Below are 23,568 nucleotides of genomic sequence, written 5' to 3' on the forward strand. Positions count from 1 at the left end.
TATATTGACTTATTCTTCTACCGGTGCAGTTTCCTCTGCTGTCTCTTCAACAGCAACGGTCTCTTCCTCCGGAGCAGTCTCAGTCTTCTCTTCCTCTACGGAAATTTCCTCTGTATCCTCAGGCTCCTCGGAAGCTGTTTTTACTTCCGGCATTCCTGTATCAAGACTGATCTCACTGTAACGCTTCATACCTGTACCTGCAGGAATCAGCTTACCAATGATAACGTTCTCTTTCAGACCGATCAGTGGATCGACCTTACCTTTGATTGCAGCCTCTGTCAGGACTTTTGTTGTCTCCTGGAAGGATGCTGCTGACAGGAAGGAGTTTGTAGCAAGGGATGCCTTGGTAATACCAAGCATAACCTGTTTGCCCTCTGCCGGCTGTTTGCCCTCTGCCTCAAGTTTCTCGTTAACTTCCTCAACATCAAGGACATCAACAAGTGTTCCTGGCAGGAACTCTGTATCTCCGTTATCCTCGATACGGATCTTCTTCAGCATCTGATGAACGATAACCTCGATATGCTTATCGTTGATCTCAACACCCTGCAGACGATATACACGCTGAACCTCGCGGATCATGTAATCCTGAACTGCACGAACACCCTTAATTCTCAGGATATCATGCGGATTTACACTACCTTCTGTCAGCTCATCGCCGGCCTCAAGAACCTGTCCGTCAAGGACTTTGATACGGGAACCGTATGGGATCAGGTAAGTCTTGGAATCACCTGTCTCCGGATCATTTACGATGATCTCACGTTTCTTCTTAGTGTCGTTGATTGTGGCAACACCTGGGATCTCTGTGATGATCGCAAGACCCTTCGGCTTTCTTGCCTCAAAAAGCTCCTCGACACGAGGAAGACCCTGTGTGATATCTCCACCGGCAACACCACCGGTATGGAACGTACGCATGGTCAGCTGTGTACCTGGCTCACCGATAGACTGTGCTGCGATGATACCAACAGACTCACCAACCTGTACCGGCTCACCGGTAGCCATGTTCGCACCATAACATTTCGCGCAGACACCAACCTTGCACTTACAGGAAAGGATGGTACGGATCTTCAGTCTGTCGATCGGTCCGCCTGTCACGTTGCTTACGCCCTCTTTCATGATACGGGCTGCACGTTTCGGTGTGATCATGTGGTTTGCTTTAACAAGGATTTCTCCGTCTTTATTCTTAACTGTCTCACAGGAGAAACGTCCTGTGATACGCTCCTGAAGGCTCTCGATCTCTTCTTTTCCGTCCATAAATCCACGAACTTCCATACCGGAGATCTCTGCTCTGTTCTCACAGCAGTCTGCCTCACGAACGATCAGATCCTGGGATACGTCAACAAGTCGTCTTGTCAGGTATCCGGAATCGGCTGTACGAAGAGCGGTATCGGAAAGACCTTTACGTGCTCCATGAGCGGACATGAAGTACTCCAGTACGTCAAGACCTTCACGGAAGTTTGACTTGATCGGGAGCTCGATTGTATGACCGGTTGTATCAGCCATCAGTCCTCGCATTCCGGCAAGCTGTTTGATCTGCTTATCAGAACCACGGGCTCCGGAGTCAGCCATCATGAAGATGTTGTTGTACTTATCAAGACCGGTAAGAAGTGCTTTTGTAAGCTCATCATCCGTCTTCTTCCAGGTATCAACAACCTCTTTGTAACGCTCTTCCTCTGTGATAAGACCACGTTTGTAGTTCTTTGTAATACGGTCAACAGTATCCTGAGCCTGCTTGATCATCTCCGGCTTCTGCGGCGGCACGGTCATATCGGAAATAGATACGGTCATGGCTGCACGTGTGGAGTATTTGTAACCCATAGCCTTAACGGAGTCAAGTACCTCAGCTGTTCTTGTTGCACCGTGAGTATTGATAACTTTTTCAAGGATCTGCTTCAGCTGTTTCTTACCTACAAGGAAGTCAACCTCAAGAAGCAGTTCGTTTCCAGGTACGCTTCTGTCTACAAATCCAAGGTCCTGTGGAAGGATCTCGTTGAACAGGAAACGTCCAAGTGTGGAATGAACATTGCCGCTTAACACAGTGCCATCCGGCATTGTCTTATGGCAACGTACAATGATCTTGGTCTGAAGTGTGATGACTTTGTTCTCGTATGCAAGAATTGCCTCGTTGACACTCTTGAAGAACTTGCCCTCACCCTTGTTTCCAGGTCTCTCCTGAGTCAGGTAGTAGATACCAAGGACCATATCCTGTGAAGGAACGGCTACAGGACCACCATCTGACGGTTTCAGAAGGTTGTTCGGTGATAACAGAAGGAAACGGCACTCTGCCTGTGCTTCCTGAGAAAGCGGAAGATGTACGGCCATCTGGTCACCATCGAAGTCAGCGTTGAACGCGGTACAAACAAGTGGATGAAGCTTGATTGCCTTACCTTCTACAAGGATCGGCTCGAACGCCTGGATACCCAGACGATGCAGTGTAGGTGCACGGTTCAGCATAACCGGATGCTCCTTAATGACGTCCTCGAGGACATCCCATACTGCTGGCTCAAGTTTCTCTACCATTTTCTTGGCATTTTTGATGTTGTGGGAAGTTCCGTTGGCAACAAGCTCTTTCATAACGAAAGGTTTAAACAGCTCGATAGCCATCTCTTTCGGAAGACCACACTGATAAATCTTCAGCTCCGGTCCTACGACGATTACAGAACGTCCGGAATAGTCAACTCGTTTACCAAGAAGGTTCTGACGGAAACGTCCGGATTTACCTTTCAGCATATCGGAAAGGGATTTCAGAGCTCTGTTTCCAGGGCCTGTTACAGGACGTCCACGGCGTCCGTTATCGATCAGGGCATCTACAGCCTCCTGCAGCATACGCTTCTCGTTGCGGACAATGATATCCGGAGCACCAAGCTCCAGAAGTCTTTTCAGACGGTTGTTTCTATTGATGATTCTTCTGTAAAGATCATTCAGGTCAGATGTTGCAAAACGTCCTCCGTCCAGCTGTACCATAGGACGAAGATCTGGCGGAATAACCGGGATAACGGTCATGATCATCCACTCAGGACGGTTGCCGGACTCACGGAAGGACTCCACAACCTCAAGACGTTTGATAATTCTTGCACGTTTCTGGCCAGTTGCATCCTGAAGCTCTGCTTTCAGCTCGACGGAATCTTTCTCAAGATCGATCGCTTTCAGAAGCTCCATGATGGACTCGGCACCCATACCTACACGGAATCCCTCTCCATAAGACTCACGTGCTTCCTGGTACTCACGCTCGGTGAGTACCTGTTTGTACATAAGTCCGGAATCAGCAGGATCCAGAACGATATAGTTTGCAAAGTAAAGCACTTTCTCCAGTGTTCTCGGAGAAATGTCAAGGATCAGACCCATACGGGACGGAATTCCTTTGAAGTACCAGATATGAGACACCGGAGCTGCAAGCTCGATGTGTCCCATACGCTCTCTACGAACGGCAGATTTGGTTACTTCAACACCACATCTGTCGCAGACAACGCCTTTATAGCGAATTTTTTTGTACTTTCCACAGTGGCACTCCCAGTCCTTGCTCGGTCCAAAAATTCTTTCGCAGAAAAGACCGTCCTTTTCAGGTTTCAAGGTTCTGTAGTTGATTGTTTCAGGTTTTAAAACCTCACCGTGTGACCACTCTCTGATCTTCTCAGGGGACGCCAGTCCAATCTTGATGGCATCGAAAGTCATTGGCTGATATGTTTCATTGGCGTTCGTTGTTTCTGCCATGTATTCTTTCCCCTTTCTTATTCCTCATCATCAAAGGACTCTTCAAACTCGATCATGTCCTCGTCTTCTTCAATGTCTTCATCTTCTTCTACATTGACAAGTTCTTCTCCGCTGAACTCCTGCTTGGTATAGCCGTGTTTACCGAAGGACTCCTCATCTCTGCGTCCTCTGGAATCTCCCTCGATGACGTGACGAAGATCAGTATCTCCGTAATCAGAAGTCTCCATGATGTGAACTTCCTCTCCGTCCTCGCTGAGTACACGTACATCCAGACCAAGAGACTGAAGCTCTTTAAGAAGTACCTTAAAGGACTCAGGAATACCTGGCTCAGGAATGTTATCGCCTTTGATGATCGCTTCATAGGTCTTAACACGTCCGATCACATCATCAGACTTCACTGTCAGGATCTCCTGCAGTGTATAGGAAGCACCATATGCCTCCAGTGCCCAAACCTCCATCTCTCCGAAACGCTGTCCACCGAACTGAGCTTTACCACCCAGAGGCTGCTGTGTTACCAGGGAGTATGGACCTGTGGAACGTGCATGGATCTTATCATCTACCAGATGATGCAGTTTCAGGTAGTGCATGTGACCGATAGTTACAGGGCTGTCGAAGTACTCTCCTGTACGTCCGTCACGAAGTCTTACCTTACCATCTCTGGAAATAGGAACGCCCTTCCAGAGTGCTCTGTGAGCTTTGTTCTCATCAAGGTACTGCATAACATCCGGTGCAAGGATATCTTTATATTTCTCACGGAATTCCTCAAAGTCTTCCGTATTAACGTAATCGTTGGCAAGCTCCAGAGTATCCTGGATATCAACCTCGTTGGCGCCATCGAATACTGGTGTTGCAATGTTGAAGCCAAGTGCTTTGGCAGCAAGGCTTAAGTGGATCTCCAGTACCTGTCCGATGTTCATTCGGGAAGGTACACCCAGAGGGTTCAGCACGATATCGAGCGGACGTCCGTTCGGAAGGAATGGCATATCCTCAACTGGAAGTACACGGGAAACGACACCCTTGTTACCATGACGACCAGCCATCTTATCACCAACGGAGATCTTTCTCTTCTGTGCAATATAAATACGTACTGCCTGATTTACTCCAGGGCTCAGCTCGTCGCCGTTCTCTCTTGTAAATACCTTGGCATCTACGATAATACCATATTCACCGTGCGGTACTTTCAGGGAAGTATCACGTACCTCTCTTGCCTTCTCACCGAAGATGGCACGAAGGAGACGCTCCTCAGCAGTAAGCTCTGTCTCTCCCTTAGGAGTAACCTTACCAACAAGGATATCACCGGCACGTACCTCAGCACCGATACGGATGATACCACGCTCATCCAGATCTTTCAGAGCATCATCGCCGACACCCGGAACATCACGTGTGATCTCTTCCGGTCCCAGCTTGGTATCACGGGATTCTGCCTCATATTCCTCGATATGGACAGATGTATAAACATCATTCTGTACCAGTCTCTCGCTAAGCAGAACGGCATCCTCGTAGTTATAACCTTCCCAGGTCATAAATCCGATCAGCGGGTTCTTACCAAGTGCAAGCTCACCATTAGATGTGGATGGGCCATCTGCGATAACCTGTCCTGCCTCAACATGCTCACCCTGGAACACGATCGGTCTCTGGTTGTAGCAGTTACTCTGGTTGCTTCGCATGAATTTGGTCAGATGGTAATCATCTTTTGTTCCGTCATCATTCTTGATGGTGATATCTGTAGATGTGGAACGAAGTACAGTACCTGCTTTTTTCGCAACAACACATACACCGGAGTCAACGGCTGTCTTGGTCTCCATACCTGTACCAACAACCGGAGCCTCTGTTGTAAGAAGCGGAACGGCCTGACGCTGCATGTTGGATCCCATCAGCGCACGGTTCGCATCATCGTTCTGCAGGAACGGAATCAGGGCTGTAGCAACGGAGAATACCATTCGCGGAGATACGTCCATGTAATCAAACATGTGCTGCTCGTACTCCTGAGTCTCCTCACGGTAACGACCGGAGACATTCTTATGAAGGAAATGTCCCTCTTCGTCCAGAGGCTCATTCGCCTGTGCTACATGGTAATTATCTTCCTCATCCGCTGTCATGTATACAACCTCATCGGTTACACGCGGGTTGGAAGGATCTGTTTTGTCGATCTTTCTGTACGGAGCCTCTACGAAACCGTACTGATTGATTCTTGCATAAGATGCAAGGGAGTTGATAAGACCGATGTTCGGTCCCTCAGGAGTCTCGATCGGGCACATTCTTCCGTAATGGGAATAATGTACGTCTCGAACCTCGAATCCGGCTCTGTCTCGTGACAGACCGCCAGGTCCCAGTGCGGAAAGTCTTCTCTTATGAGTCAGCTCTCCAAGCGGGTTATTCTGATCCATGAACTGTGACAGCTGGGAAGATCCGAAGAACTCTTTCACTGCTGCAGTTACCGGTTTGATATTGATCAGGGACTGCGGAGAAATGCTCTCTGCATCCTGTGTTGTCATTCTCTCACGTACCACACGCTCAAGTCTGGAAAGACCGATGCGGTACTGGTTCTGAAGCAGCTCACCGACAGCACGGATACGACGGTTGCCCAGGTGGTCGATATCATCATCGTTTCCAAGGCCATACTCCAGATGCATATTGTAGTTGATGGACGCAAGGATATCTTCCTTGGTGATGTGCTTCGGAATCAGGTCATGGATATCACGTTTGATTGCCTCACATCTGTCCTCAAATGTGTCATTTTCTTCCAGAATTTTTTCGAGTACCGGGTAGTATACTAACTCTGTAACACCCAGGGACTTCGGATCCTCAAGCTCCGGAAGATAATGACGGATATCAACCATAAGGCTGGAAAGAACTTTGATCTCTCTCTCCTCACCCTGAATCCATACATACGGAACTGCGGAATTCTGAAGAGTATCAGCAAGCTCTCTTGTAACAAGAGTCTCAGCCTCTGCAAGAATCTCACCTGTTGTTGTGTCTACAACATCCTGAGAAAGCTTGTGGCCTACGATACGCTTGTTGAAATGAAGTTTCTTATTAAATTTGTAACGTCCAACTTTGGCAAGGTCATATCTTCTCGGATCGAAGAACATTGCCATGATCAGGCTCTCTGCGCTCTCTACTGCAAGCGGCTCGCCCGGACGGATTTTCTTATACAGCTCAAGGAGACCTTCCTGGTAGTTTGTGGAGGTATCCTTTGTAAAGCTAGCAAGGATCTTCGGCTCTTCACCAAACAGATCAATGATCTCAGCATTGGTTCCAATGCCCAGTGCACGGATCAGAACAGTAATCGGAACCTTTCTTGTTCTGTCTACACGTACATAAAATACATCATTTGAATCTGTCTCGTACTCCAGCCATGCACCTCTGTTCGGAATTACGGTACTGGAAAACAGTCTCTTACCAAGTTTATCATGAGCGATTGCGTAGTAGATTCCAGGGGAACGTACTAACTGGCTGACAATAACACGCTCAGCACCATTAATAACAAAGGTACCTGTTGCAGTCATCAGCGGTAAATCTCCCATGAAAATCTCGTGTTCGTTGATCTCTTCTGTTTCCTTATTGATCAGCCTTACTCGAACCTTCAAAGGTGCGGCATAAGTCACGTCACGTTCTTTACACTGCTCGATGGAATATTTTGCATCTTTTTCATCATATGTGAAATCGATGAATTCCAGACTGAGCTTTCCGCCGTAATCTGCGATCGGAGAAATATCATCGAATACTTCTTTTAAACCTTCGTCAAGAAACCACTGGTAGGAATCTTTCTGAACTTCGATCAGGTTTGGCATTTCCAGGACTTCTTTTTGTCTCTGGTAGCTCATACGCATGCTTTTTCCAGTTTTTACAGAACGAATTCTGTTTTTTTCCATTGACGTTTCACCCCTGTTTTTTTATTATTTATTACAACATGATCCCGCCTGACCTTTAGGCAGGCATATCTAGCCATAATATAGCATCCTCCACTTTAACATAAGAAAAAAAGCGTGTCAAGCACTTTTTTCGAATTTTTTTACATTTTTTCAAAAAAAGCTTCTGTTCCTTTTATACATACGATGTATGGAACAGAAGCTCTTATTTATTTCACAGTATAATTCACAGTTACTGTGTTTGCATATTTATCTTTTGATACAATTTTCAGCACAGTATTCTTTTTCTGCTTTTTTATTTTTACTGTAAACTGTTTCTTCTTATTTACAGCTGCATAGCCCAGACGTATGCTTTTTCCGGATCGCTGTGCATAAACAATAACATTCCGGCCGCCTGCCGCACTTCCTGTTACGGATGTGCTCTGTGCTGTGATTTTTTTGCAGGAAGGACGGTCAATATTTGTCCAGCCTTTACAGCCCTTCATATATACTGCCTGCGTTTTTCCGTTTCCGCTGAAAGCATTGGACTTCATGGCCGATATCACAGAACCATATCCGTAAATACCATTTCCTTTATTTTTTGCAACCGTATTTCCGGAAACTTCTGTTGCTTTTGATTTCCACAGCAGAATTCCGCTCTTTCCGTTGGAAACAAGGCGGTTACTTTTTACACGGATGCCACCTTGTGCATATTCAATTTTGACACCATGTTCTTTATTTGAAGAACAGGAATTATTAAGAACACTGATATTTTTTCCGGATTTCACACGAATTCCGGAGCCAGTCGTGGATTTTGATGTGTTTTTTTCTGCTGTGGAGGTTGCATTTACAGACTGCAGATAAATTCCATCTCCTCCCGGTGATGCAACCGTATTTCCGCTTATCAGATTTTTCTGTTTTGATCCTGCCGCATAGGAAGAATCTTTCATATAAATTCCTGTATTTGCAGTTCCGGAAACCTGATTCCTTTTGATAATGCTTCCTCTGGAATCTTCCGCATAAATACCAAGATTGGAATATGCGGAAGTTTTTTTCATTTTTACCTGATTATCCATCACGGTATCCGTATCTGCAAGAGTAATACTGATACCGTTTCCATATCCGGAAATCTGATTATCTTTTACAGTTACTCCCTTTACCGGATATATTCCTTCCGGAATCACTTCTCCTGAATTCTTCATATTATAGCCTATAACTTTAACGCCACTGCAGATCCACGCAATGCCTCCGATGCTGGAAGTCTTTGCAAGGCTGACATAGTTTCCTGCTACCCGGATATTTCTGTTCTTCTTCGCATCCGGTTCTCCACTGTATCCCTGTGTCAAATGTGTATTTTTCTTATTCACAGCTGAGACTTCCACCCCAAGCCCTACATTTACCATGGTATTGTTTTCTGCTGTGGAATCTTCATAATTCAGAAATTCTATGCATCGTTTTTTTACATTATGGAAGGTGTTGTTGGTAACGGTAATCCGTTTATATGTTTTTCCTGCCATCATGCTATGGGTTCCCACCCCTGCAAAAACGTCCTCAAACACATTTCCATCAATAACAAAATCCTCGCAGGTGCTTCCATCGTATGGCATATACTGTGGAAAAACATTATCTTCATCTGTACAACAGTCAATCTGAATGCATTCCTGTCCGCCTTTTACATAATTCTTATAATACCCGTGAAATGTACATCCGGTAATCTTGGCATTTTTTACTCCGCCGAACTCCAGAAAATGAGATTTCAGATTATTCAGGAATGTTGCGTTTTTGATGGTGACATTGGTGGCATGTCCGATACAGAATCCCACAAATCCACCTGGTTCATCTTTTTCTGCCACGCACTGATAATTAAAATCCCAGGTTCCACCATCAATGATAACATTTCGGTAGCCTTCATATTCCCCTTCTGATTCTTTTGTATTTCCAAGTCGAAGAATCAAATGTTTGGTCGGTGAGGTTTTTGTAATTGTTGCGCCTTTTGCATACAGGTACATATTGCTGTACATACACAGTGTTCCTGTGAGTTTATAATTTCCCGGCGGAATTATAACTTTACAGGGAGTTTCTTCTGATGCCTGTTCTTTCAGCTGCAGAAACAAGGTATTTAACGGCGCCGTGATATCCTGTCCGTCTTCAATTTCCAATGTTACCGTCTGATAGGTTCCCAGTTCCCCTTCGGAGGCACTTCCATCTGAAAATCTGTCCGCTTCCTCAGAAGTAAATATTTCTTCTTCTGCATTATCTGAAAGTTCATCCGTGGTACCCTTATCCTCAGATATCTCTTCTGCCCCATCCTCCAGCTGAATTTCATCCTGGGTATCCTCCATGGTGTTCTGCTCCGGAACCAGTTCTGTATCTTCATCATTCTCAGACAATGTACCGGCACTTTTCTCTTCTGTCTCCAGAGATTCCTCTTCTGTTTCCGGTTTGTCACCATCCGTCGGAGCATCGGAAATTTCCTCCGCATTTCCATCAGGATTTCCGTCAGAAAAATCATCCGTCAATGACTCTTCTGCTGTTTCAGCATTTTCTGGTTCCTGTGTTTCTTCTGTCCAGGAAGCCGCAGACGCCGGAACCACTTTTCCGTCCTCATCCAACACCAACGGATCCGGTTCCTCTGCCGGCATATTTTCCTCTTCCTCAAGTTCTTCCTGTTTTTCCATTGCAATTTCCTGTGCTCGAATTGCGTCCAGCGGTTCTTCTGACACATTTTTTCCGGAAACCGCCTCTTGTGCTGCTGCCGGAACCGGAACCGCTGTTATACTCAGAATTCCTGCCAGAAAACAGGCAGCAATTTTTCTGTTCATATTTCTCCTCCTTGCATTCCTTCTTATTTTATTATCACCTCTTTAACCGTAAAAAGCAAGGTATATCACAGATTCTCCACCTGGAATGTCATCTGACTTTGGCGCAAAAAAAGCTGCCGTGCCGCCGGTAAACCGGCAGACACAACAGCCTTTAAAACTTCTGATCTGATTGGATTATTTAAGTGTAACCTTAGCTCCCTCAGCCTCAAGTTTAGTTTTGATGTCCTCAGCCTCAGCTTTGGAAGCGCCCTCTTTAACAACCTTCGGAGCACCATCAACGATAGCTTTAGCCTCTTTAAGTCCAAGACCTGTAACCTCACGAACAACTTTGATAACTTTAACTTTGTTAGCGCCAACCTCTGTAAGCTCTACGTCAAACTCATCTTTCTCCTCAGCTGCCTCGCCTGCTGCACCTGCTGCTGCTACAACAACACCTGCTGCTGCGGAAACGCCGAACTCTTCCTCACAAGCTTTTACAAGGTCATTTAACTCTAATACAGATAATTCTTTGATTGCTGCAATAAATTCTTCTGTTGTTAATTTTGCCATTTTAATTTCCCTCCATTTATAAATTTTAATTAATAATCATGCGGTCGTTATGCCGCCAATTGCACGTTGCTGGGATTACTCAGCAGCTGCTGCGTCAGCTCCGCCGTTCTGCTCTGCGATCTGATTAAGCACACGAGCGAAGTTTGCGATCGGAGACTGCATGCTTCCAAGCAGTTTTCCAAGAAGTTCCTCTCTTGAAGGAATTGTGGACAGTGCCTGAATTCCGGCCTGATCATTGTAGTTACCTTCAACTACACCTGCGATCAGCTCCAGTGCCGGGAACTGTTTTGCATATTTAGCAAGGATTCTTGCCGGAGCAGTTGCGTCTGTCTCGGAGATAGCGATCGCATTTGTGCCATGTAAATGATCACTGAGGCTCTCAAATGCTGTACCCTCGAATGCACGACGCATCATGGTATTCTTGTATACCTTGTACTGAACACCAGCTTCTCTTAACTCTTTACGAAGAATTGTATCCTGCTCAACTGTAAGACCGCTGTAGTTTACAAGTACAACAGACTGTGCGTCTTTAATGCTGTTAGAGATCTCTTCTACGATTGGTTGTTTCAGTTCTACTTTTGCCATGAAATGGTACACCTCCTTATAGATTTTGTATACCGCCGTCGCAATAAGTCAATCTGTTTAAAAAAAGACCTTACTGCTTCGCAATAAGGCCTTGTGTAATCTTAACTCAGAATACTTGGACCTCGGTAGGCGTTTTAATCCTTATGCCTTACGGCACCTACTGTCTTCGGCAGCGTTCTTAGGTACAATACCATAACAGTGCCGGGTGTGTCAAGTATTTTTTTAAGATTTTTTCAAAATTATTTAGTACCAAAAATACGATCTCCGGCATCTCCAAGTCCCGGGCAGATGTAAGCGTTCTCATTGAGCTCTCTGTCAAGGGAACCACAGTAGATCTGTACATCCGGATGTGCCTCATGGAGACGTTTCAGTCCCTCAGGAGCTGCGATGATACACATAAACTTGATATTCTTTCCGCCCTGTTTCTTGACAAAATCAATGGCAGCTTCGGCAGAACCGCCGGTTGCAAGCATCGGATCAACGATCACTGAAATACGCTCGTCAATAGATTCAGGAAGCTTACAGTAATACTCATGGGGCTCATGTGTTACCGGATCACGGTAAAGTCCCACATGTCCGACCTTTGCAGACGGTACCAGTGTGAGAATGCTGTTTACCATTCCAAGTCCTGCACGGAGGACCGGGATCACTGCCAGCTTCTTACCTGAGATCATCGGTGTCTTACAGGTTTCTATCGGTGTCTCGATTTCCACTTCCTCTGTAGGAAGATCACGAAGCGCCTCATATCCCATCAGGATTCCGATTTCCTCCACCAGTTTACGGAACTCGTTTGTTCCTGTATTTTTATCACGGAGCATTGAAATTTTGTGTTTGATCAGCGGGTGATCCATAATATAAACATTTTTCATTTTTTCCATCGTGATTTCCTCTCTTTGTCTGTGTTTTTTGTAAAGCGAAACTTCTCATTCCACTCTGCTTCATACACCGGAATGCAAGCCTTTCGCTTTTCTGTATTCATCTTTCTACATTATAATATATATGACACTTTTTCAAAAGGGGGAAAAACTATTTTCCCTGGCGTTCCAGAACCTGATCAATAGCATAGGCCACACCAAATTCATTGTTGTTCTTTGTGATGTATTTTGCTGCTCTTTTAATCTCCGGAACTGCGTTTTCCATTGCAACAGTTGCGCCGAAATCCATGGAAATCATGGAATAATCATTAAGGCTGTCACCAAGGACCATCACCTCATCCATGGTATAACCCAGAGACTCGATATATTCTTTCAGCACCGGGCCTTTCTGCGCCTCTACTGCTGTAATCTCCTGATTATATATAAAGGAAGAAGCCACTGCAACGGCTGGATTTTCTTTCAGCTCATCGCTGAGTTTCTCCAGCTGCTCCACATCTGCCGCAAAAATGAAGATCTTATATATCGGCGCACCGCTGCTCTCCAGGGAACGGATATCGGAAATCCCTTTCGTGTTTCCGGCGATTCTGCGGTACTGCGGGGATTTCCGTACAATCTCCTCGCTGGTATCTATGTCCATATTGAAAAGACGGATCTGCTGAATGATCCCGTCTTCAATTTCCTTCTTTGTTCCAATACGGTAATCATAGCGATCCGTAAAAAATGCTACAGATACCGGGTATTTTTTTGCCGTATTGTAGACCTCCTCACACAGCTCAATAGAGATCGGTGTACTCTTTACAACCTCCTGCTGCGGATTCCGTACTTCAGCACCGCTGCTCACCACATAATCACAGGTCAGCTCTGTTCCCTTCAGTTCCTCCATGGCACCGGGGAAATTCCGGCCGGTGGCAACCATAAAGCGGATTCCCGCATCGCAGGCACGCCTGACCGCCGCAAGGGTTTCCGGTGCGATTCTATGGTCATCACCAAGAAGTGTGCCATCCATATCACTTGCAATTACTTTTATCATGAAAAATTTCTCCTTTTATCTGTAAAAATTCCGGTCAATCATTCGGATCCATAGCAAATATGTCCTTTTTTCGGAGAAATTATATCTTATATTATTGCAAAATACAATGATTTTTGCGACAGGCATATGCCTTTCTGATTTCAGAAATACATGGTATAATGAGATTTCATAAATCTGTCCGATGTCGGTCAAGCGTATATCCGCAATCCGCGTCGCTGCTTGATCCGGTTAAGTGAATAACCCCATCCACATGTACTACATAGATTTGCATCAAATAAATGCTCTTCAGTTAAGTCAGTCAATCAGAAAACAGGAGAATATTATGTTAACTTATTTTTTTCATTCCAAAAGAAGCCGCTCACATTCCCGTTTCTTCTATTTAATATTGTGCACAGTTCTTGTCTGTCCAATACTCCTTTTCACAGGCTGCCAGAATACCACTGGCACCAGCACTGCCACCGAGAAGGAGCCTATCAGCATCAGCAGCATCAAATTGAACACAGCCATACAGATCACCATTTACGATTCCCAGGATAAGTCCCTCCTGGATGACTGTCTGGCACTGTGCGATAGGTATGAGCTGATCTTCAGCCGGACAAATGAGAACAGCGAGCTTTATAAATTAAATCACCGCAAAGATACATCGGATAAAGATCCCAATGCTGATGGGCAGACTATTCCATATCCGATCAGCGGCACAGCAGACACCTGGCATATATCTGAAGACCTTGCCTCTCTGCTTTCCCAAGGACTTTCTATCACCAGGGAGTCCGACGGTGCCTTTGACATCGCCATTGCGCCTTTGACCTCTCTCTGGGATTTCACAGCAGAAGATCCGAAGGTTCCGGATGATGCAGCTATTCAGAAAGCACTCCCTCTGTGCAGCTCTGATGGTGTTACCATTGATGATCAGGATATCACACTTCCCTCTGATGATATTCAGTTCGATGTCGGCGCCATTGCCAAGGGCTATATCGCAGATCGCATGAAAGATCTTCTGGTAAAAAAAGGCGTAAACAGTGCTATCATCAACCTTGGCGGCAATGTCCTCTGCATCGGCTCGAAGCCTGACGGCACTCCCTTCAAAGTAGGCATCCAGAAGCCTTTTGCAGACCGCAATGAAACCGAAGCCGTTATGGATATCACCGGAAAATCCGTTGTATCCTCCGGAATTTATGAGAGGTGCTTTAAGCAGAACGGAAAATTATACCATCACATCCTGAACCCCAAAACCGGCTTTCCATATGACAATAGCCTGATCTCTGTGACGATCATCTCCGACCAGTCTGTGGACGGCGATGCCTTAAGCACCACCTGTTTCGCCCTTGGTCTGGAGGACGGACTGAAATTTGCGGAGAAAAAAGGAGTGCAGGCCGTTTTTATCACAGAAGATTATGAACTGCATTATACTGACGGATTCCAGGATGAGATCAATGTCACTGATGTGGAATCCTGAACCATGAAATCTTTTTCAGTAACAACCAAAAACCTTACGGATAGACCATATTTGTCACATAAGTCTGCGGATAATCTTTCAGAAGATTTGCCATTGCTGTCTGTGTCTGTGTCGTTGAAAATGGCTAGGATGGACCGTCCCACAGACATTCATAATCTGCCTCCGTACCGTGGATGTCTCTGTTCCGCAGTTGTAGGGCCACAGGGGGAGGCAAAACCTTCCGGATTCACAATCTGCTCCCAAGCTTCTTCATATCCCTTATCCGGAAGTTCAAAACACCATGGGATAAATCCGAGCAAACAGTGATCTTCTGGAAGCAGATAATGCCGAAGATGGCCTGAAGATCATTCTCAAAGAGCATCCTGACATTATTATCACAGATATGAAAATGCCCGTCATGGACGGAATACAGCTCTAAAAAAAGCCGGAAGAACTTCACATCGACAGCAAAATCAGTGTGATCAGCGGATTCAGCGATTTCAAATATACAAGACTTGCGATCCAGGCTGGTGTTATTGATTACATACTGAAGCCTGTTGATCCCCAGAATTTGAACAATGCGCTTTCAGCCACAATTTCTCAGTTGGAAAGTGAAGCAGGCAAAACTGGGACTTCCGATTCTGCTTCATCACCCGAACCCTGCTCTGCATTCACCAGTAGGGTAATCAGTGATGTTTTTGATTATATCAATGCACATTATCTGGAAAATATCTCCCTGGCCGATATTGCAGAATCTTTTTTCTAAGTAAGGAGCATCTGTCCAGATTGTTTTAAAAAAACGTCAGAATCTTTTTTCCTATGCTATGCAGTTAAAGCTCACCGAGGTGAAACGGCTTCTGCAGTCTACGGATATAACTCTCGACGACATTGCCTGGCATCTTGGTTTCAGCAATGGAAATTACTTCAGCAAGGTTTTTAAAAAGAACTGTCAGATGTTTCCCAGTGAATACCTGAACGTACAGCTATAGTTCTTCAGAAAACTTTTCTCCGATAAAAAGTAGCTGTAACTGAGCGTATTCGTTCAGTTACAGCCACTTTATTCAATATTATTATATTCAGTTATTGATCATATCCGGCCAGGAAAGAATCTCTGCAGAAATCTTCTCTTCATAATCTCCGTCAATGTCCTCACTTCTTCCAGCCGCATAAATATTGGTCTCGGCACCCCAACCGTTGTCCTCGTATTCCCATACATGGAATTTCAGTCCACGGAACATGAAATCCAGACTTCCGCAACCATCTTCCTCTGTGTATTCGAATTTGATATTTTTTTTGTTCAGAGCATCCTGTACTTTCTGTAAACGCATATAATATCGCTCCTTCCACGCCGAAAATCTTCCTTTATACACAAAGTATAACATGTTGTGATTTTTGATACAAGTCAAGGATGAAAGTGCCTGTGAGCTGCAGATAGCTCAGGCCCAGTAGAGTCTCATTCCAAACTCATGGCTCATACGGTCCGGATGCCCATCAACTCTTGAAAGCAAAGTACAGATATCCTGATAGGTATTCTTTGCCATACATTTACCGCTATTATCAGAAAGAATTAGTGTAAGGTTCCACTTCTTGCCTTTTCCGTATTCTTTCTCAAAGGTTTTTACCATGACACGGCTGTCTGCCGGAACTTCTGCTTTAACACTTCCCTTTTCCACCAGTTCTCCGTTCAATGTTTCTGTAATGATCCATGTAAGTTCACACTCTCCCAGAGCTCCATCTGTATCATTTACAATATACAGACTGTCCAGATGGTCTTTGTGCTTTGCAAAAACACCCACTGGTGCGTTGCTTTCCAGTATAGCCTGAAGACCCTTTTTGGGAATTCCCCACCAGTCATATAAACCGTAGAAGCTCTGAGGACACAGGTCGATAAACATAAACTGTACATATCCTGAGCAAGGTTCATATTTCTGGATCCTGTAATGCTCTGTATAATATTTCAGAAGCTTATACTGATATTCCTGGATCTTCGGGATATCATCCACCAGTTTTTCCAGACGATGATATACCGCCGGAACAGTTTTCAGATTTTCACTGCTGCCCGGTGCATCAAATCCGTACTCTGTATTCAGCTTTTCTGTCTGCTCATAAATATCTGCATATTCTCCACCGCTTAAAGAACCCAGATAATTGTGGCTGTCCCCGCTAAGCGGATCATCTTCGCAGAAAGAACCCTTGATGATCGGTCTGCCCGGATCCATCTTCTGTACCTCCCTATACAGAGCAGGTCCCGGATTTTCCTCCATAAATCTCCTTCTCACATTTCCATCCGGATCAACACATCCCGGTTCATTCATAATGATCCAGCAGATCAGAGACGGATGATGCTTCAGAAGTTTCACATTTTCTCTGTAAACATCTGCAAATCTCTGCGCCCATTCATCTGTTGAAGGATGCGTCCAATTGTACTCCGAATCCTGAAGAACTGCAATTCCCAGCTCGTCACACAGATCATAAAAAACTTCCTGCTCTGTGTGGACATGTACTCGTACCAGGTTAAAACCTGCTGCCTTTACATTAAGAAGATCTCTCAGGTACCGTTCCCTTGTCATTGCGGAAATATAACAATCCGGAAAATAAGAGGTTCCTCTTATATACAGCTTCCTGTTATTAAGCCAGAATCTTGTTATTTTTTCATTACGCTCAATCTGAATGTCCCGGAAAGCAAAATTCGTTGTTCTGCTGCTCAGTATGTCTTTTCCCCTGCTTAACGTAAGTTCTGCCTGATACATCCAGGGATAACCATGATCCCATGTGGACCACAGTCTGACATCTTCCACTTTAAGCTCACATTTAAAGCCTGTCTCTGCTTTCTCTGCCATTATCTGAACAGTTTTTTCTGCCTTTATAAGACCGGACTCTTTTTCCCGGATCTTTACATTAAAATCATATGTCTCCCCGGATTTCAGACCTCGCGCTTCAGTTTCCACATATACGTCTGCTTTCTTTCCATCTGGATCCAGTTCATACTTCAGATCTGTCTGATCTTCCAGAACACCTTCTTCTGTCAGGATCAGCTCCACTTTTCCGTAGATTCCTACAGGATTTACATCTCTCTGGATAAATGTATCAGAATGTTCGTAGGTACCTTTTACCATATTTCTTTTTACCAGGGTGGTTCTGGAATCCTGTGCATCCAGCTCCACCTCATCATCCCATGGAGAACTTACCTTTACAATGAGATAATTTTTCTTTCCAAAAACAAGCTTATCTTTTACATTAAAGGAAAATGGAGCGGAATATCCTTCATGCTCTCCAAGAAATTCTCCGTTAAGCCATACTTTTCCATAATAATCCACATTGGTAAATTTAAGGACAGCATCCGTAACTTTCTGATCCGGAACTTCAAACTCTGTTTTGTACCACCAGGGTGCCTGATTGAAATATCTCAGTTCACGCCCGAAATATGGCTGTCTGGCATAGATAAGCTGCAGATGTTTCAGTTCCTCCAGTTCCTCCCATTCAGACACCTGGGAACCTACGGAAGTATCTGCTTCCCTGGCAGCATAAAGCCCGATCTTTTCCCCTGTATCATGAACATCCTGCAAAATTTTCCATCCTTGTTTCAATTCAATCCTTGTTTCCATTTCAGCCTCCTAACTCTTGACCGCACCTGCAGCCATACCTTCGATTATGTTCCTGTTAAGAATAAAATACACGATCAGTGTAGGCAGGATCGATATTACGATCGCCGCAAATGTACTTCCCCAGTCCACTCTTCCGAACTGCCCCACAAAGTCATTCAGGCCAATTGGCAGAGTTTTCATATCAGAAGATGAGATAAACGTATTGGCATAGGTAAATTCATTCCATACAAAAACAAAATTGTATGTAAGAACTGTCATTGTAGTATTTTTAGCCATAGGTACCACGATCTTGCGGAATGTGGTTCCCATTGTGGCACCGTCAATAACTGCCGCTTCCAGAAGAGAATCCGGCATAAATTTAAAAAATCCGGTGTAAAGATAGATACACATTGGAAGTCCGAACCCGATCTGCGGAAGCACCAGTGCCCAGTATGTATTTCTCAGTCCGATCCTGTTATAAATCTGGAACATGGGTACAAGGCAGGAAAAAATAGGCACCATCATTCCAAACAGGAAAAATGCCATCAGTGCATTGGCATATTTTACCTTTACCTTACTGATCACAAATGCAACCGGGCATCCCAGGACTACGATGCCAAGAAGTGTGAGAACTGCCACAACCGTACTGTTAAGAAAATATCTTGGAATGGATGAGATCGTCAGTGCGCTGATATAGTTTCCAAGATAAAATCCTGATGGCAGGGCATACTGTGCAGTATATGTCATTTCATCCGGTGTTTTCAGACTGGAGCAGATAACCCAGAAAATAGGGTAGACCTGTATCATGACAAAAATAAGGATCACTACATAGAACACAGCACGAATAGGTATATTTTTTCTTGATTTTATCATTCTGACCCATCTCCTTTCGCCGATCCCAGGCATTTCTGTATAATCCCTACTGCTACCAGACATTCAATGACCAGAAAAACGGACAATGTACTTCCATAGCCAAAGTCAGCCGAATTAAAAGCGGTTTTATACATATAAGTTGCCACCATCTCTGTTGATCTGGATTTATTGTCAAGAATATAGAATACATCAAAGGTTTTCAGACAACCATTTACAAGCATTACAATGACAATGCTGAATATATTTTTCACCAGTGGAAGCTTTATGTAACGATACTGTTGAAAAACATTGCAGCCATCCATTGTAGATGCCTCGATCACATCCTTTGATATGGATACAAATGCGGAATAAAAAATGATCATGTACAGACCACAGTATTTATATCCATCGATCAGGGTTATGGTAATCAGCGCTGTATGGGAATTTGCCAGCAAAGCGATAGGTTCCATTCCCAGTTTTTCCATCACATAGCAAACCAGGCCCTGGGGCTGGACAGAAAGCATTTTGGAAAAAATCTGGCAGATCGCCATAGATGAAATGATACATGGAATAAAATAAATAACCCGCAGAATATTTCCACCTTTGGAAATATGTGTAAGCAAAATTGCCAGGATCAGTCCTGCACATAACTGGAACAAACTTCCCAATACAACAAATTTAAGATTATTTACAACAGCCTCACGAAATGTCTCATCCTGAAACATCCTCACATAATTTTCCAGTCCGATAAACTTCATATCACCGATTCCATTCCAGGAAAAAAGGCTGTAACCCATTGACCACAGAATTGGGATGATAACAGTAAGAATATATACGAACAGTGCAGGAAGAACAAACGGTAAAGGCTGGATTTTATTTCTGGGCTTCATATCCTCTCCCCTTTCATACGCAGATGCGGAATTTTATCTGCATCTGCGTATTCTCTCAGTTATTCTTCAGTGTCAAAATAATCAGATGCATACTGTTCTACAGCTTTGTCCATGTTTTCGCAGAACTCTTCAGGAGTTGATTCTCCCATTCCAAGGCTTGCCAACTCTTTTCTGTAAACCTCGTTTGTAGAAGGATCCAGACGAACATCCCAGCACTGGGCAAAAGTGCCGCAGTTCTCAAGATCACTTAAAATCTGCTGTGTAAGCTCCGGAAGCTTCTCCGAATCACTTGGCATCATGGATGGAAGCATATTGAACTCATACATTGCCGTATCAGCAAAATTATCCCATACATAACTGATGAAATCTTTCATCTCATCACTCATGGAATCCTTGAGAATGGCAGTTCCGATTCCACAATTCGCATAGTAATCATTTTCTCCTGTAGCGGTTCCTTCGCTGTCTACAGGAAGTTTGAACATGGAAATGTCATCTTTAAGATTTCCCTCATCATCTGTAAGATCCGGTGTATCCCATGTTCCGGTGTATAACATTGCCGCACCACTGTTCAGAAACAGATCCATCTGTGCGGTAGCATCTGAACTTGTCCATCCTTCACTGAAATACTGGGCTATATCCTGTGTATACTGGGCTGTTGCGATACCTGTCTCAGAATTAAATTTTTCTTTTTCCATTCTTGCATTGTCAATGAAGTCATTTCCTTCCAGTCTGAAAGCCTTAAATGCAGGATAACGCATGATCATGTCGTAATTTCCTGCGGATATCGGGGTCATTCCCGCATCTTTCAGCTTCTTGCACACATCCAGGAGGTCTTCCAGTGTCTGAGGTGTTTCAGTAATTCCGGCTTTTTCAAACATGTCTTTGTGATACCAGAAATACTCTACATTTCCCTGCCAGGTCATAAGGTAATTGCTTCCGTCACTGAGTTTCGGATAATTCAGTGCAATATCAAAGAACTTGTCTTTGATACCCAGTTCATCATAAAGGTCATCCACACTGTAGATCAGATCCTTTTTGCAAAGTCCTTCAAAAAATGCCTCCGGATCTGCGTCAAACCAGTCCGGCAGCTCATTGCTGGATGCAAGGATCTTGATCTTCTGAAGATATGTTTCTCTGTCTGCAATAGACTCTACATTGAATTCAAAATCCGGGTGATCTTTTTTATAATCTTCTGCAAGCTTCTTCAATGTTTTCAGTGCCGCATCTGTTTCGCCCCTGGCACTGATATAATTGATCACAAGTGGTTCGGAATCCTCTTTTTTATCTGCCCACACATTCATCATGCTGAATGAAGAGAGACACATCATTGTGGCAAGTGTAGCAGCCATCACTTTTTTTAATTTCATTTTCGTCCTCCTTTTGGTACATTTCTATTCATCCGGATTGAATATTTTGTTCCGCTTTCCTTATCGATGAGACCATTATATTAAATCCGTCCGGAAAAATACATGGAAAATCTTCGCTGTACCTGGAATATTTTCTCCAATCTTTCCCCCACACTTGTGAGAATTTTTCCCTTATTATATAATGTAGCCAATAAAACCAGAGGGGGGATTCCATGATAGAAAATCTGAAAAAAAAGGTGTTTCACTTATTTTTAGGAATCAGTCTGAAACGCAGGCTTTTTATTACATATCTGCTGCTCAGTTCTCTGATACTCATGCTTACTTCCGTGTTTTTTTATACTGCATCCAAAAAAGTACTGATCAAGCGTGCCGCACTTTCCAGTCAGCAGCAGCTATCCCTGATCACCAGCAACCTTGGAGAAAAGATCGATAATATATCAAACTATGCCATCACCCTTTCCATCAACAGCAATATCGCCGATGTTTTAAAAGAAAATCCCACAGTTCCCGAAAACACACTGGAACATTTTCTGGTAAATTCCGAGCTTACAGACCAGGCCCAGCGTATCATCGGACTTCACAAAAACATCTATGCCTGGGATATCCTGGATACAGAAAACCACTGGTTTCACAGCAGTACCACAGAAACAGATCAGCTTGATTCCATTTTAGGTCCCGAAGTCCTTGACAGCCTTCAGACTAATCTGGCCTTTCAGTTTCTCGGACCCTTCCAGATAAGTGGGGAGCCAACCTTTGTAGCCTTAAAAAGTATTACAAACATTGATAACACCAAATATCTGGGCGCCCTGGTCCTTCTGATCAGAGAAACAAATATTTCCTCTGCATTCCGCGACCTTCCGGACAGCTCTTCCAGGGATTTCTATATTACTGATGAAAATGGACAGATACTTTCCTCTTCTTCATCCGGAGGTATTTATAAAGACTTCTCATCCTATACAAAAATCAGTTCAGAGAATTATAAAACCCTGACAGAAACCGACAGGCAGTTTTTTTCCGTAGACGGCACTGACACTCTTTTTATCTGCAAATCCTATCCTGACCTGAACTGGAATGTGATCAACCTGATTCCTCTGGAAAGCCTGACTCTGGATCATATGGTGATCCTGCACAACATTCTTCTGATCAGCATTGTAGTGTTTATTTTATCTGTATTTTTTTCCATATTATGTACAGGTACTGTCACCGCACCTATACAGAAACTTGTAGAAAAAATGAAATCTGCGTCTGCCGGAAAGCTGAATATTTCTGCCAGTTACTCTTCAAATGATGAACTTGCAGTTCTCTATAACCAGTTTAACCTTATGATGCAGAAGATCCAGACATTACTTAACGATATCTATGAGGAACAAAATGCCAAACAGAAAATGGAAGTACGTCTTTTACAGTCCCAGATCAATCCCCATTTTCTTTATAATACTTTAAACACCATCAAGTCTCTCATAGAACTTGACATGAATGATACTGCAGTAAAAGCAGTGTCTTCCATGTCATCTTTCTACAGAAACTCTCTTTCAAAGGGACAGTTTATCATTCCTCTGCGCCAGGAGCTGCTTCTTACAGAACAGTATCTTTATATCCAGAATCTGCGGTATATGGATTTTGTTGATTACGAGATCACCTATGAGCCGTCCTGGGAGGATCATGGGGCAGAGATACCCAAGCTGACCATACAGCCTGTTGTGGAAAATATTTTTGTCCACGGACTTACCAGCCAGATATGCCATATTCACTTAAATGTTTCTATCAGAAATGGTACCATCTGTATTTCTGTTTCTGATAATGGTTCCGGTATCCCGCCGGAAAAACTTGCCGAACTTAACCGTTCTATCAGAGACTTCAAAACTGCCCGACATTCTTTCGGGCTTCCAAGTATCAACCACAGGATTGCTCTTCTCTACGGTGAGAATTACGGACTCACCATCGAAAGTTCACCTGAAAAGGGAACCACTGTAACCATAGTAATACCTGACAAAAAAATCTGATTGAGGGGGAAATATAA

18 protein-coding genes and 1 other annotated feature are annotated in these 23,568 nt (G+C 44.1%); of the genes, 5 read left to right on the top strand and 13 right to left on the bottom strand.

Features of this window, described 5'->3' with window-relative positions; all coding sequences use genetic code 11:
* Nucleotides 1-9: 9 nt before the first annotated feature.
* The 7 genes from rpoC to GPK81_RS14295 all read right to left on the bottom strand — a co-directional run bounded on the left by rpoC (nucleotide 10) and on the right by GPK81_RS14295 (nucleotide 13,420).
* A complete protein-coding gene (rpoC, locus tag GPK81_RS14265; RefSeq protein ID WP_148446294.1) occupies nucleotides 10-3,708 on the bottom strand; it encodes a DNA-directed RNA polymerase subunit beta' in 3,699 nt (1,232 codons plus the stop codon).
* Between the two features lie 17 nt (nucleotides 3,709-3,725).
* Entirely contained in the window at nucleotides 3,726-7,583 is a 3,858-nt protein-coding gene (gene rpoB / locus GPK81_RS14270) for a DNA-directed RNA polymerase subunit beta (RefSeq protein WP_148446295.1), read from the bottom strand.
* Nucleotides 7,584-7,789: 206 nt separating this feature from the next.
* Nucleotides 7,790-10,381: a right-handed parallel beta-helix repeat-containing protein gene (locus GPK81_RS14275; RefSeq protein WP_215707248.1), complete on the bottom strand. Its 2,592-nt coding sequence runs from the start codon at nucleotides 10,379-10,381 to the stop codon at nucleotides 7,790-7,792.
* A 174-nt stretch (nucleotides 10,382-10,555) separates the two neighbouring features.
* Nucleotides 10,556-10,930 (bottom strand): 50S ribosomal protein L7/L12, encoded by a 375-nt coding sequence (gene rplL, locus GPK81_RS14280; RefSeq protein WP_015526302.1) that lies wholly within the window; start codon nucleotides 10,928-10,930, stop codon nucleotides 10,556-10,558.
* Between the two features lie 75 nt (nucleotides 10,931-11,005).
* Complete coding sequence (gene rplJ, locus GPK81_RS14285; RefSeq protein WP_021652200.1) at nucleotides 11,006-11,515, bottom strand: 50S ribosomal protein L10; 510 nt, start codon at nucleotides 11,513-11,515, stop codon at nucleotides 11,006-11,008.
* 51 nt (nucleotides 11,516-11,566) lie between these two features.
* Nucleotides 11,567-11,703: a sequence feature (ribosomal protein L10 leader region), on the bottom strand.
* 51 nt (nucleotides 11,704-11,754) lie between these two features.
* Nucleotides 11,755-12,384 carry a uracil phosphoribosyltransferase gene (gene upp, locus GPK81_RS14290; protein ID WP_044961929.1) on the bottom strand — a complete coding sequence of 210 codons (630 nt, stop codon included), beginning with the start codon at nucleotides 12,382-12,384 and terminating at the stop codon, nucleotides 11,755-11,757.
* Nucleotides 12,385-12,541: 157 nt separating this feature from the next.
* Nucleotides 12,542-13,420 (bottom strand): Cof-type HAD-IIB family hydrolase, encoded by an 879-nt coding sequence (locus GPK81_RS14295; protein ID WP_114001819.1) that lies wholly within the window; start codon nucleotides 13,418-13,420, stop codon nucleotides 12,542-12,544.
* 493 nt (nucleotides 13,421-13,913) lie between these two features.
* On the opposite strand from GPK81_RS14295, the gene GPK81_RS14300 reads away from it, so the two are divergent.
* Entirely contained in the window at nucleotides 13,914-14,876 is a 963-nt protein-coding gene (locus GPK81_RS14300) for an FAD:protein FMN transferase (RefSeq protein WP_252196666.1), read from the top strand.
* A gap of 149 nt (nucleotides 14,877-15,025) precedes the next feature.
* On the opposite strand, the gene GPK81_RS18725 is transcribed toward GPK81_RS14300, so the two are convergent.
* On the bottom strand, nucleotides 15,026-15,175 hold the full coding sequence (locus tag GPK81_RS18725) for an MGH1-like glycoside hydrolase domain-containing protein (protein WP_412123123.1): 150 nt from the start codon (nucleotides 15,173-15,175) through the stop codon (nucleotides 15,026-15,028).
* An 11-nt stretch (nucleotides 15,176-15,186) separates the two neighbouring features.
* Between GPK81_RS18725 and GPK81_RS18730 the strand changes: the two genes are divergently transcribed.
* From GPK81_RS18730 to GPK81_RS18580, 3 genes are read left to right on the top strand one after another with little or no spacing between them, the layout of a single operon-like run.
* Entirely contained in the window at nucleotides 15,187-15,294 is a 108-nt protein-coding gene (locus GPK81_RS18730; protein WP_180211352.1) for a response regulator, read from the top strand.
* A 39-nt stretch (nucleotides 15,295-15,333) separates the two neighbouring features.
* Nucleotides 15,334-15,621: a hypothetical protein gene (locus GPK81_RS14310; RefSeq protein ID WP_129975543.1), complete on the top strand. Its 288-nt coding sequence runs from the start codon at nucleotides 15,334-15,336 to the stop codon at nucleotides 15,619-15,621.
* Between the two features lie 19 nt (nucleotides 15,622-15,640).
* Nucleotides 15,641-15,844 (top strand): helix-turn-helix domain-containing protein, encoded by a 204-nt coding sequence (locus GPK81_RS18580; protein ID WP_227945655.1) that lies wholly within the window; start codon nucleotides 15,641-15,643, stop codon nucleotides 15,842-15,844.
* Nucleotides 15,845-15,931: 87 nt separating this feature from the next.
* Here the strand turns inward: GPK81_RS18580 and GPK81_RS14320 are convergent, their stop codons facing one another.
* The 5 genes from GPK81_RS14320 to GPK81_RS14340 all read right to left on the bottom strand — a co-directional run bounded on the left by GPK81_RS14320 (nucleotide 15,932) and on the right by GPK81_RS14340 (nucleotide 21,548).
* Nucleotides 15,932-16,183 carry a hypothetical protein gene (locus GPK81_RS14320; protein WP_044961921.1) on the bottom strand — a complete coding sequence of 84 codons (252 nt, stop codon included), beginning with the start codon at nucleotides 16,181-16,183 and terminating at the stop codon, nucleotides 15,932-15,934.
* Nucleotides 16,184-16,291: 108 nt separating this feature from the next.
* On the bottom strand, nucleotides 16,292-18,460 hold the full coding sequence (locus GPK81_RS14325) for a glycoside hydrolase family 2 protein (protein ID WP_092069699.1): 2,169 nt from the start codon (nucleotides 18,458-18,460) through the stop codon (nucleotides 16,292-16,294).
* Nucleotides 18,461-18,469: 9 nt separating this feature from the next.
* The gene (locus GPK81_RS14330; RefSeq protein WP_021976595.1) at nucleotides 18,470-19,312 is read right to left on the bottom strand and encodes a carbohydrate ABC transporter permease; all 843 of its coding nucleotides are present in this window, start codon (nucleotides 19,310-19,312) and stop codon (nucleotides 18,470-18,472) included.
* Nucleotides 19,309-20,181 (bottom strand): carbohydrate ABC transporter permease, encoded by an 873-nt coding sequence (locus tag GPK81_RS14335; protein WP_015526310.1) that lies wholly within the window; start codon nucleotides 20,179-20,181, stop codon nucleotides 19,309-19,311. The genes GPK81_RS14330 and GPK81_RS14335 overlap by 4 nt, the downstream gene beginning before the upstream one ends.
* A 59-nt stretch (nucleotides 20,182-20,240) precedes the next feature.
* Nucleotides 20,241-21,548 (bottom strand): ABC transporter substrate-binding protein, encoded by a 1,308-nt coding sequence (locus GPK81_RS14340; protein WP_215707250.1) that lies wholly within the window; start codon nucleotides 21,546-21,548, stop codon nucleotides 20,241-20,243.
* A 212-nt stretch (nucleotides 21,549-21,760) separates the two neighbouring features.
* On the opposite strand from GPK81_RS14340, the gene GPK81_RS14345 reads away from it, so the two are divergent.
* Nucleotides 21,761-23,551, top strand: coding sequence for a sensor histidine kinase (locus GPK81_RS14345; RefSeq protein WP_021976597.1), 1,791 nt, complete (start codon nucleotides 21,761-21,763; stop codon nucleotides 23,549-23,551).
* The last annotated feature ends 17 nt before the right edge of the window (nucleotides 23,552-23,568 follow it).

The organism is Blautia sp. MCC283 (genome assembly GCF_018785565.1).
Lineage (GTDB): Bacteria > Bacillota > Clostridia > Lachnospirales > Lachnospiraceae > Blautia_A.